The sequence below is a fragment of the Pseudoalteromonas sp. BSi20652 genome (assembly GCF_000239855.1).
In the GTDB taxonomy this organism is placed as follows: domain Bacteria; phylum Pseudomonadota; class Gammaproteobacteria; order Enterobacterales; family Alteromonadaceae; genus Pseudoalteromonas.
Genome location: NZ_BADT01000129.1, coordinates 1 through 12,255 on the forward strand (window position 1 = coordinate 1; position 12,255 = coordinate 12,255).

The window sequence follows — 12,255 nt, forward strand, 5'->3', positions numbered from 1 at the left end:
TTCAGCATTAATACACAATAATTGGAGAGTTTATAATCATTTACTTTAATAAAAGAGAATATTGAATGCTACATTTGCCTACCGTATTATCACTCTCTTTTATTCTAAACTTACTAATAGGTCTGTTTTTTTTATCAGTTTACAAAGCTAAAAAACAAACCTCATTTTTATTGTTTGGCATAGCTTGTATTACTTTTGTAGCCGCTGAACTAGTTGTAGGTTTAAAACTAATAATAGATGCTCCCTTTATTACGCGGTATCTGGCCAATATTCTTATAATACTAAGCCCAACTTTAGTTATTATCGGTTTACATAAATATAAACACAGTAAGCCATTAAATTTAGTGTCTATATACTATTTTCTTGGATTCGCAGCACTTACTTTATTTCCCATATATAAATATCCAGCTGGGCAAATGTTAACGAGCTTTATTATCTCGCTCTTATACCTATACTCTGCTCATATTATTAAAAGTATTAATTTCATAGCAACCTTACAAAAAAAGCGCTCATTGTATGTTTTTCAATTCACAGCTTAATTATGCTCATACAAGCTGGATTATTAGCAGTGTCTATTGTTAACGTTAATTCTCCAAACTACCTTGAACTATTGCAATTTATTTTAAGTAGTCATTTGATTTTAGCCACTTGCAGCGCCTTAATCTTACCTTATCTTCTAGCCTCACATACTGAATATATACTTTCAGGCCTTGCTAACACCGACATGTTAAGCAAATTACTCAACCGCCGTGGTTTTTTTACAACAAGTAAAGAAGCACTAAGCAACCCGGAAAATTTGAACAAAAATGTGTCTATTATTTTGCTCGACATTGATTTTTTTAAGCATGTAAACGACCAATTTGGTCACGACGCAGGCGATCAGGCAATTAAGTGGATATCTCAACATATTAAAAAACAATTTATAAATGTGGGTATTAGCGCCAGAATTGGCGGTGAAGAATTTGCTATTTTACTACCAAATTCAAGCCTAAGCGAAGCAAAAAATAATGCAGAACAATTGAGAATAAAAATAAGTACTAGCCCTTTTTATTATCAAGGTCAGCATATTAGCTTATCGGTAAGCGCTGGAGTAAGTAATGCATTAAATGGAAGTAAAACCATAAAGGAGTTACTCGCTTATGCCGACAAACGCCTTTACCTAGCAAAAAAACAGGCCGAGATAAAGTAGTAGCCTTTGATGAAGAAAGCTAACTGCTTTTTAGCAGTTTATAATACCCAAAAAAACCACTGTATTTTAACGACCATATTTTATTTAGCTAATATCTATCCATAAAAAGACCCTTCATTTGAAGGGCTTTGGTACACACACAATAGAGTTCATGAATTACTTACAAGACAGTGTAGCCTCGTCTGCCTTGTTTGGCACAAACTTAATGTTAGCCACAGAAATTGATGCTTTACCATTACTTCGTAAGCTAAATGGGCTTGTTAGGCTTGCAAAGTTAACACCCTTATCAGCAAAACAATCTAAATCAATTGATACTGACTGCCATTTATTTTCAACGGTTTTGTCTACAATATTTGCTAAATCAATGCTTGCACCACATTCGCCCGAGCAATCCATAGCAAGTGCTATATCGCTCGTTAGTGCTTCGTTTAATTTAATATCAAAGCTAATCACACTATTTGCTTCAACGTAGGCAATGGTATCTTCTGCAAAGCTTGTTACTATTTCAGCACTGGCTTTTTCTGCACCGCTAAAGTTAAATTGGCGAGCGTCTTCTTGTACTGTTTTGTCCTCAGTACGGTATTTAATTGCACCAAATTCATGGGTACTACTCGATACATCTAAAAGCTCATTTCCCGATTTTAACAATAAGCGCCATGGTGCTACAGGTGCACCAACAAGTATATCCATACTAGTAAGCCCAGAGTTATCAAGTTTAGAGTCTTCATCAAGGTTATCAGCTAACACGTTTTTATCGCCGTACGTTAAACCAAAACCATAAGGGAGTAACGGATCGTAATTTTCATCGCCTTTATTAACCGCAGTTTGTACCGCCGACTTAGGCCAAGAAAACGATAGCTTACCTTTAAAGTTATTTTGAATAGTCCCGTCTGCCGCTTTTAATAAAACATCAGCAATACCTGCACCTTCAGTACCTGGCAACCATGCAGCTACAAACGCATCAGATGCGTTAAGTTCGCTGTTAACCCACATAGGTCGACCTGATATAAACACAGATACAACAGGAATGCCTTGCTCTTTTAGCGAGCTTAAAAGTGCTAATGACTTTTTATTTCCGCGTTCAAACTCAAGGTTATCTTTATCGCCATGCCCTTCTGCGTAAGGTTCTTCACCAAATACAACAATGGCAACATCTGGACGTTGCTCAAACGTGCCATCGGCGCTTAAAGTAACACTTCCACCTGCTGCAGATATTTGTTCTTCAAGCCCTTTATATATCGAAGTAGCACCAGGGAAATCAGCATTTTTATTATTAGTCCCCTGCCATGTAATACTCCAACCACCCGACTGTTTACCTATATTATCAGCACCATCACCTGCAACAAGTACGCGTTGATTAGCTGCGATAGGCAATAAGTTGTTTTTGTTTTTAAGTAATACAAGCGATTCGCGCACAGCCTGACGCGCTACTTCGCGGTGCTCTTGTGCACCAATCAGCTCTGTTTTTCCTGAGTAAAGACGCTTAGCTGGACTTGGTTTATCAAATAAACCAGCACGGAGTTTTACGCGTAATATTCTGCTCACTGCGTCATCAATACGCGACATACTAATTTCGCCTGACTTAACTTGCGCAATTGTATTGTTATAAAGCGGCTTCCAGGCACCTGTTGGCACCATGAATATATCAAGGCCTGCATTAACAGCTTGTGCACAACTTTCGTTAGTACAGCCTTCAATTTGCCCATGACCATTCCAATCACCCACTACAAAACCATCAAAACCCATACGTGTTTTTAATACATCAGTAAGTAAGTATTTATTGCCATGATTTTTAACGCCATTCCAGCTATTAAATGATGCCATAACCGATTGGCTACCTGCTGATAAACCGCCCACATAGCCTTGTGCATGAATATCAAATAATGATTGTTCACTGTCGATGTTATTACCCTGATCATCCCCACCAACGGTGCCGCCATCGCCAATAAAGTGCTTAACCGTACTAATAACACGCTTATCACTTAAAAAGTCGCCTTCGGCTTTACCTTGCAAGCCATTTACTATGGCTGCTGAGTAATCGTGTACAATTTTTGGATCCTCAGAGTAGCCTTCGTACGTTCTGCCCCAGCGGTCGTCGCGTACTACGGCAACTGTAGGTGCAAATACCCAATCAATACCCGTAGCCATTACTTCTACTGCGGTAATAGACGCTATTTGCTCGATTAAATCAGGATTATTCGCTGCACCTAAACCAATGTTATGCGGGAATAACGTTGCACCAATTACATTATTATGGCCATGCACAGCATCTGTGCCCCACATAGTCGGGATATTACTGCCATCAAGTGAGTCATCGACAGAAGCTTGATAAAAGCTCTCTGCTAAGGCCACCCAGTCCATTGGTGTTGCATGTTTGTCGCCATTAGGGAACGCACCACCGCCATTAAGATATGAGCCAAAGCCATATTTACGCATGTCTTCAACGGTAATATCACGAATTTCTGGCTGAATCATTTGAGCAACTTTTTGCTCAAGTGTCATAGTTTTTAAATAGTTAACTATTTTAGCTTCAATGTCGGCATCTTTTTTAACGGCAATATTAAGTTTTGGCCAAATTTGCGCTGTTTTAGATAACGTTTCATTACTTTCAATCGATGTCACTGCGTCGTTTGAACAAGCCGATAAAGTACCTAATGATGCAATTAATGTTGCTAAAGCTATTTTATTAAGTGTAAAAGGGGTTTTCATTATTGAGCCTCCTGCGCTTGAACTGGTTTGCTACCGCTTAAACCATAGAACACGATAAATATGTAACATAAAATAGGTAAAACATACGAAAGTTGAACACCCACACTATCAGCAAGCGCACCTTGTAAAAGAGGCACTATTGCACCACCAACAATCGCTAAACACAAAATACCAGAGCCTTGAGCGGTATGCTTACCAAGTCCATTTAACGCTAAACTAAAAATAGTTGGGAACATAATAGAATTGAATAAACCAACCAATAATATTGACCACATTGCTAATTGACCCGACGTGCTCATGGCAATAATAACTAAGATAATAGCCATGGTTGCGTTAAAGCCAAGTACTTTACCAGCGGGTAATTTTTGCATTACAGCCGCACCAATAAAACGCCCAACCATAGCACCACCAAAATAATAAGTGATGTAATGGGCTGCAACATTCTCTTTTAGCCCTGCTATATTTTCTTGTGCTAAAAAGCTTACTAAAAAGCTACCAATTGCCACTTCGGCGCCAACATACATAAATATACCCACAGCACCTAATACAAGATGGCGATACTGCCAAGCACTGCCTTCAATTGCCTCTGATTTTTCGGCTTCTGCTTTTTGCTCGCTCATAATGTCTGGTAATTTAAGCCAAGCAAAAATACCGGCCAGTAAAATAAGCATTGCAGCTAAAAGGAGGTAAGGAAGTTGTACTGACTCTGCATTTTGTGCCGGTGTTAAAAAGGCTTCTGACGCTGAGTCTAGAATTAACAAAGCACCAAATGATGGCGCAATCGTAGTACCTAACGCATTAAAAGCTTGAGTAAGTGTTAAGCGAGACGACGCTGTTTTTGCTGAACCCAACAAACTTACATAAGGATTTGCAGATACTTGCAATAACGTTATGCCGCTGGCAAGCACAAATAAAGCGAATAAAAATACAGGATAACTATGTAAAGACGCTGCTGGGTAAAATAATACACACCCTACTGCCGCAATTAAAAGCCCAACCACAATCCCTTTTTTATAACCAAGCTTTTTAACAATGTGTCCACTAGGGAGTGACATTAAAAAGTAAGCGCCAAAAAAGCAAAACTGCACAAGCATTGCTTGTACATACGTTAAATCGAAAACCGCTTTTAAATGCGGAATCAAAATATCATTTAAGCAGGTAATAAAACCCCACATAAAAAATAGTGAAGTTAAAGATGTAAGTGCAAAACCATAGTTTTTATCTTGGTGGTTTTGCGGCTGTGTGTGTGATGTCAATGGTGCTGAACTAGCCATGTGCTCTCCGCAATTTATTATTATAAATTGATCTTCAGTAAGTAATTAATACAAACCCCGCTAAGGCGCAGTATTAAAGAGTTGACCTGAAGATTAATTAACATTAATCTAAAAATGTAAGCGCTTTCACGGCTAATTAAATACGAACATGTTACATATTTCAACAACTTTTATTTTTAATAATGTTTTGTACCCGCTGAAAGTCAGTAAAAACAAGCGCTAAGCGTGCAATTAAGTTCTCAAAAAGGTTTGTAACCAATGACAAAAATATCATTACCATTTAATTCACCTCTATTAACAAAAGACTTTGTTTATGGTGTAGCTACAGCATCATTTCAGATAGAGGGCGGGTATGAGCATCGCTTACCGTGTATTTGGGATACCTTTTGTAGTACTGAGGGTAAAATTGCTGACAATTCACATGGTCATATTGCCTGCGATCATTACAACAATTGGCAACAAGACATAGATTTAATAGCCTCTCTAGGTGTTGATGCTTACAGACTTTCTATCTCGTGGCCACGCGTTATTACAGCCTCTGGTGAACTAAATGCAATGGGGGTTAAGTTTTATACCGACATACTGGATGAACTAAAACGAAAAAATATAAAAGCCTTTGTTACGCTTTATCATTGGGATTTACCTCAACACCTTGAAGATGAAGGCGGCTGGCTCAACAGAAAAACAGCTTATGCTTTTGAGCAGTACGTAGAACTAATTACTAACGCATTTGGAACACGAGTGTATTCTTACGCTACATTAAACGAACCCTTTTGCAGCGCGTTTTTAGGTTACGAAATTGGCATACATGCCCCAGGTCTAGTAGGTAAGCAATATGGTAAAAAAGCAGCTCATCATTTACTACTTGCTCATGGTCTGGCCATGAACGTGCTAAATAAGACATCGCCTAATACTCAAAACGGCATTGTGCTTAATTTTACACCAGCCTACCCGCTTACAAACTCCCAACAAGACATAGACAGTGCCAAATACGCTGATGACTATTTAAATCAGTGGTACATGAAACCAATAATGGACGGTGAATACCCCGATATAATTAATCAATTGCCAAGCGAGCATTTACCCGATATACACTCTGGTGATATGGAGTTAATTTCTCAGCCAATTGATTACTTAGGCATTAACTTTTATACCCGCCAAGTTTATAAAGCGCACCCTACTGATATTTATGAACCCATTGCACCAACGGGCCCGTTGACTGATATGGGATGGGAAGTTTACCCGCAATCGTTCACCGATTTGCTTGTATCGCTTAATAAAACATACACCTTACCGCCTATTTATATAACCGAAAATGGCGCAGCCATGCCCGATACATATAATAATGGTGAAGTTAACGACTTAGATCGTTTAAATTACTATAATGATCACTTAAATGCGGTTCATAATGCCGTTGAACAAGGTGTTGCCATACAAGGCTACTTTGCTTGGAGCTTAATGGATAACTTTGAGTGGGCAGAAGGTTATTTAAAACGTTTTGGTATTGTATATGTAGATTATAAAACACAGCAGCGCACCATCAAAAAAAGTGGACTTGCTTACAAAGCACTTATATCTAATCGATAATAATAGGCACAAAGCGGGATAAAACAATCATGGTCAGTGTAAAAGAAAAAATAGCGTATGGCTTAGGCGACACCGCCAGTAATATTATTTTTCAAACAGTAATGATGTTTTTAATGCTGTACTACACAGACGTAGTAGGTTTATCGCCTGCTGTTGTGGGTACTATGTTTTTAGCAGTGCGTATTTTTGATGCCGTAACCGACCCATTAATGGGTAACCTTGCTGACAAAACACATACGCGCTGGGGGCACTTTCGCCCTTACTTACTTTGGCTTGCCCTCCCTTTTGCCATTATTAGTATTTTAGCGTTCACTACGCCCGATTTAGAAGGCACCGATAAAATAATTTATGCCTTTACTACCTACACACTACTTATGGTTGTCTACACTGCGATTAATATTCCTTATTGTGCACTGGGCGGCGTACTTACTGCTGATGTAAAAGAGCGCGTTACTATTCAGTCTTACCGGTTTGTATTTGGTATGTTAGGCGGCGTAATAGTAGCGGGTTGTACTATGCCAATGGTTGAGTATTTTGGCCAAGGTGATGCAGCCAAGGGCTATCAATACACAATGACTGCAATGAGCATTTTAGGTTTTGTACTGTTTTTACTTTGTTTTTTAGGCACAAAAGAGCGTATACAACAGCCTAAAGAGCAAAACATTCCTTTTGCCCAAAGTGTTAAAGCATTAATTAAAAACGATCAATGGCGAACACTTTGCTTAGCTGCATTCTTTTTACTTACCGGACAAGTATTAAGGCTTACACTTGCTGTTTATTACGTAAAATACTATTTGGGTCGTGACGATTTAATCACCTTATTTATGACGCTAGGTGTTGCAGCTAGCATGGTAGGTTGTGCTTTAGCTCAACCACTTGCAAAGCGCTTTTGTAAGATAAAGGCCTATATAAGCTTACAAGTTATTGCCGCTGCTATTTGTGGTTTTAGTTACTTTATTAGTAAAGATCAATTAGTACTCGCATTTACTGCGTTTATTTTATGGAAATTCTTTTTAGATATGGCCACACCATTGTTGTGGGCAAAAATGGCCGACACCATAGATTACGGGCATGAAAAAACTGGTGTACGTATTACGGGTTTAGTTTATTCAGGCGTCATATTTTTTATTAAAATGGGTGTGGCTGTAGGCGGCGCAATTGCAGGCTGGTTGTTATCTTTTTACAGCTATCAGGCCGATGCATTACAAACTCTTGACACCCAACACGGTATTTTACTGTCATTCACTGTACTACCTGCTTTTGGCTCGTTATTTGTTGCCTACATAATGAAAAAATATACACTGACTAATCAAGTTGTTGAAAATATTCAATCTAAACTAACAACAACTAGTTAAGATATATACTCTGAGGTATTATTTAGCCGAAGTAATTAAGAATAAGCGAGTGAACAAATAATATGGCAACAATTTATCAAGTCTCAGAGCTTGCGGGCGTATCGTTAGCCACCGTTTCTCGCGTGATGAACAAAAATACCCGTGTAAGCGATAAAACTAAACAAAAAGTGCTTGATGCCATGGCGCAGCTTGGTTACAAGCCTAATTCTATAGCGCAATCTTTAGCCTCTAACTGCACTAACAGTGTCGGTATTTTAGTGTCTGAGTTACATGGTCCGTTCTTTGCTCAAATGATGGCAGGTATTGAGTCAGAACTTCGTGCTGCGGGTAAACACGTTATTATTACTACCGGACACAGTGAAGAAGACAAAGAACAAGAAGGCATTGAGTTTTTAATTAGTAGACGCTGCGATGCCATAATTTTGCACGTAGAAGCCGTTTCAGACGACTACCTAATAAAACTAAGCCAAGGCTCTACGCCCGTTTATTTAATGAGCCGTTACGTAGAGCAACTAAAGGACAACTGTATCAGCCTAGATAATCAATTAGGTGGCTACCTAGCCACTAAATCAATATTAGATCAAGGCCATACACAAATAGCGTATATTGCAGGTCCACAGTTTAAAGCCGATGCATTTAATAGACTTGAAGGTCATAAACAAGCGCTTACTGAGGCTGGTGTTAAATTTGATCCTACGCTTTATTATATTGGCGACTTTAACGAAACTGGCGGTAGTAAAGGCTTAAAACATTTTATTGATGAAAAACTTAGCTTTACTGCACTGGTATGCGCCAATGACGAAATGGCCTCTGGTGCTATGAAGTATGCACGAGAGCATGGTTATAATTTACCAAACGACCTATCGATTATTGGGTTTGACAACGTTATTTTTGCAAACTATCTGTACCCTACACTCACGACAATAGATAACCCTGTCGCTAAAATGGGCGAAATGGCTGCTAAATTAGTACTTAAAGATGTTTATCAAAATAAAAATCTCGTTATAAATCGCTTTTTTGAACCCACTTTAATGCAGCGTGATTCATCAGCACCGCTAACTGTATAATGATCGCATGCTAAAAATAAAAACAAAAAAAGCGGCTAAATGCCGCTTTTTGTATGTGAGTTACTTAACAATCCAAGGCGTTACTTTAATAACGTTCGATATATCGCCAAGCACTGCGCTATCATCTTCCCAGCTATCTTCAACTGCAAAATAACACACTAACTTTTCACACGTTATGCTCTTATCATCAAATTGCCTTGGGCTTTTAAATGTAACTGCTACGCCCTTTTGCTCTGGTAATAAAAACCACATTAATTTACTTACAAAAAAGCCCGACAAATCAGTTAATAGCTCATCTAACTCTTCGTTAATGGTATATAAAGACTGCTTTGAAAACGCTAAATCTTCAAGTTCATTTGCTTCTATTTGTAACTTTAATTGGCAATCGTGCGCAGGGTTTTGTGGCTCTATTACAATCACAGCTTTATCAGTATCAAGTTGCTTATCGAACGGCAATAGTAATTGTGCTTTATCGGTAAAGTTAAGCGGATACTCATTTCTTTCGGTTAAAATAGTGCCACTTTTTATTGCGCACGATTCATTAGTTCCAATATCACTAATGTAAAAGTTAACCCGCGCATATTGAAAATCGCCTTTGTTAACAATTTTTAAGCGGTCGTAAAAACCGTCATACGACATCACAAATTCTCTCGCATTAACATTAAATGCACTCATGCCCAGCAGCACTAACGCAATGGCGTTGGTACAATTAAAAATATATTTATTCATCAAAGTAGGCTCTATTTTGTTTTATCATTGTATTTAGCTCTTCTATATACGCTTCGCCGCGCTCAGAGTAAGACATTAAACCATGGGTAAGCGCAGTAGCTGCAATTGGTTTCTTTTCAAGGCGTAAGTTTTCACGTATTACGCGTAAATTTTTATAAGCCGGATGCGTATTTATATTTTTAAAGTAAGAATTTATAGCAGCTCTTACTGATTTAAACGCAGCTACTTCGTGCGCAGCCCCAGTATTACGGCGTTTTGGCACCATTCCACACCCTTTTGAATAACACCACTGACCAAAAAAGTTTAGGCCAATACGTGCAAAACGCGATGTGCCCCACGCAGATTCGTTTGCAGCTTGCATAAGCGCTAATTCTTTTGGAATAACATCAACACGGCGTAGTGCAAGACTAAGCGTTAAAGTATCAAGCGTTGCAGGCAAGTCATACGACTCTAAAATTTTAGCAATATCTTTGCTTTGCTTCTTTTCTAAAGGTAATTCGTTTTGTAGCATCATGCGTGCTATTTCAAGCTTAGCGCGTTGCTGTAGTTATTTTTTTATTTTCGGCTTCAACGTGTGGACGAATAAAGCTAAAAAATGCATGTTTTTTTCTTTTACATCACTAAATTCTGAAAAATTTGGCAGTTTTACATTATGTAATGGTTTTTCTTTTTTCTTCACTTTTTTTGGTTGTTCTGACGTTTGTCCATCCTGATCAACATCGTTACTTTGCATAAACGGATACGCAAGTGCCCATATAAAAAATACGCTCAGTAAAAGTTTAAAAATCGTTTTTAACATGTATTCTCTCTTTGAAACAACAGCTATGCATGGTTAATACACAAGCATACGAAACACTATTATACCTAAGCCACTTTATAAACGCGAATAACTGAGGTTTGATGACATTTTATGGCTGGATTCTCAGCAGTGTATTTGGATTTTAGATGAAACAGAGCCTATGCAGTGCATTTGTTCATTCGCAATTTATAAGTCCATGGGTATACTGGGCAAAGTTCAATAATATTAACTATGTGTGAGTAAGCAGTATGGATAAACAATGGCAAAGCCGAATAATAGAGCAATATAAACATCGTCCTAACGATAACCGCTCGCCGTGGCAAGTCGATCGTTCGCGTATTATTCATGCAGCTGCATTTAGGCGTTTGCAAGCTAAAACCCAAATTATGGGTATTGGCCTAAACGACTTTTACCGCACTCGCCTTACCCACTCTTTAGAAGTATCGCAAATTGGTACCGGCATATTGCGCCATTTAAAAGCGCAACATAGCGACTTTACGCACTTTCCATCAACCGGACTGCTAGAAACACTGTGTTTGGCGCACGATATTGGCCATCCGCCTTTTGGCCATGGTGGTGAAATAGCGCTAAATTACATGATGCGCGATCACGGTGGTTTTGAAGGTAACGCACAAACACTGCGCATAGTTTCAAAACTTGAGCCCTACAGTAATGGTCATGGTATGAACCTAACTCGTCGCACTTTATTAGGTTTTATAAAATACCCCGCGTTTATTAACACGCTCTGGCATACCATTCCCAACGATACAACCGGTCGTGCGTTTATAAAAGCAGATGATTGGCGACCTGCCAAAGGGTTATACAACGACGATGCCGCCATATTTAATTGGATAGTAGAACCACTGAGTCAAAACGATAAAACGTTGCTGGGTAACCATGGCGCTATTGATAAGTACCGCGCTAAAACAACATATAAATCGCTCGACAGCGCCATAATGGAACATGCGGACGATATAGCATACGCCGTTCATGACTTAGAAGATGCCATTGCAACACATGTACTTACGTTAGACGATTGGCAAACTCATGCTCTACCTCATTTAAAAGCACTCAACTTTGACTGGCTGAACGCCATGCTTGAGTCACTCACCCAGCGTTTGTTTTCAAAAAATGACTACGAGCGAAAAGATGCCATAGGTGAGCTGGTTAATACCTTTATTATTCATATACATTTGGATATTCAAAACGATGACTTTGAATGCCCTATTTTAAAGTACACCGCTAAATTAGATGCCCAATACGACAGTGTATTGCAAATACTTAAGCATTTTGTGTTTCAACGTTTAATACGCGACCCCGAAATGCAGCAAATAGAGTTTAAAGGTCAAAATTTACTAATAGAGTTATTTACGGCGTTTGCTAGCGATCCGCTACGTTTATTGCCCGAAACAACACAAGCACAATACATAGAAGCGCAAAAGCAAAACCAAGGCATGCGTATAATCTGCGATTATTTGAGCGGAATGACCGACGAGTACGCCTATAAAACATATCAACGATTATTTTCACCTATGCAATAGCTAAC

At 38.7% G+C, this 12,255-nt stretch carries 8 protein-coding genes and 1 pseudogene; 5 read left to right on the top strand and 4 right to left on the bottom strand.

Annotated features, from left to right (window positions below):
* Positions 1-541: 541 nt before the first annotated feature.
* Positions 542-1,189: a GGDEF domain-containing protein gene (locus P20652_RS21005; RefSeq protein ID WP_008169563.1), complete on the top strand. Its 648-nt coding sequence runs from the start codon at positions 542-544 to the stop codon at positions 1,187-1,189.
* 156 nt (positions 1,190-1,345) lie between these two features.
* Here the strand turns inward: P20652_RS21005 and P20652_RS07505 are convergent, their stop codons facing one another.
* The gene (locus P20652_RS07505) at positions 1,346-3,898 is read right to left on the bottom strand and encodes an exo 1,3/1,4-beta-D-glucan glucohydrolase (RefSeq protein ID WP_008169564.1); all 2,553 of its coding nucleotides are present in this window, start codon (positions 3,896-3,898) and stop codon (positions 1,346-1,348) included.
* Positions 3,898-5,172: a sugar MFS transporter gene (locus P20652_RS07500; protein WP_008169565.1), complete on the bottom strand. Its 1,275-nt coding sequence runs from the start codon at positions 5,170-5,172 to the stop codon at positions 3,898-3,900. Before P20652_RS07500 ends, P20652_RS07505 begins: the two co-directional genes overlap by 1 nt.
* Positions 5,173-5,430: 258 nt before the next feature.
* On the opposite strand from P20652_RS07500, the gene P20652_RS07495 reads away from it, so the two are divergent.
* From P20652_RS07495 to P20652_RS07485, 3 genes are all read left to right on the top strand, one after another.
* Positions 5,431-6,759 carry a GH1 family beta-glucosidase gene (locus P20652_RS07495; RefSeq protein WP_008169567.1) on the top strand — a complete coding sequence of 443 codons (1,329 nt, stop codon included), beginning with the start codon at positions 5,431-5,433 and terminating at the stop codon, positions 6,757-6,759.
* A gap of 29 nt (positions 6,760-6,788) precedes the next feature.
* Complete coding sequence (locus tag P20652_RS07490; protein ID WP_008169569.1) at positions 6,789-8,114, top strand: glycoside-pentoside-hexuronide (GPH):cation symporter; 1,326 nt, start codon at positions 6,789-6,791, stop codon at positions 8,112-8,114.
* Positions 8,115-8,176: 62 nt separating this feature from the next.
* A complete protein-coding gene (locus P20652_RS07485; protein WP_008169572.1) occupies positions 8,177-9,181 on the top strand; it encodes a LacI family DNA-binding transcriptional regulator in 1,005 nt (334 codons plus the stop codon).
* Positions 9,182-9,241: 60 nt separating this feature from the next.
* On the opposite strand, the gene P20652_RS07480 is transcribed toward P20652_RS07485, so the two are convergent.
* Both P20652_RS07480 and P20652_RS18370 read right to left on the bottom strand, forming a co-directional pair.
* Entirely contained in the window at positions 9,242-9,910 is a 669-nt protein-coding gene (locus P20652_RS07480; protein WP_008169573.1) for a DUF2987 domain-containing protein, read from the bottom strand.
* Positions 9,903-10,709, bottom strand: a pseudogene (locus P20652_RS18370) (glucosaminidase domain-containing protein). The gene P20652_RS07480 and the pseudogene P20652_RS18370 overlap by 8 nt, the downstream one beginning before the upstream one ends.
* 248 nt (positions 10,710-10,957) lie before the next feature.
* On the opposite strand from P20652_RS18370, the gene P20652_RS07475 reads away from it, so the two are divergent.
* On the top strand, positions 10,958-12,250 hold the full coding sequence (locus tag P20652_RS07475) for an anti-phage deoxyguanosine triphosphatase (RefSeq protein WP_008169579.1): 1,293 nt from the start codon (positions 10,958-10,960) through the stop codon (positions 12,248-12,250).
* The last annotated feature ends 5 nt before the right edge of the window (positions 12,251-12,255 follow it).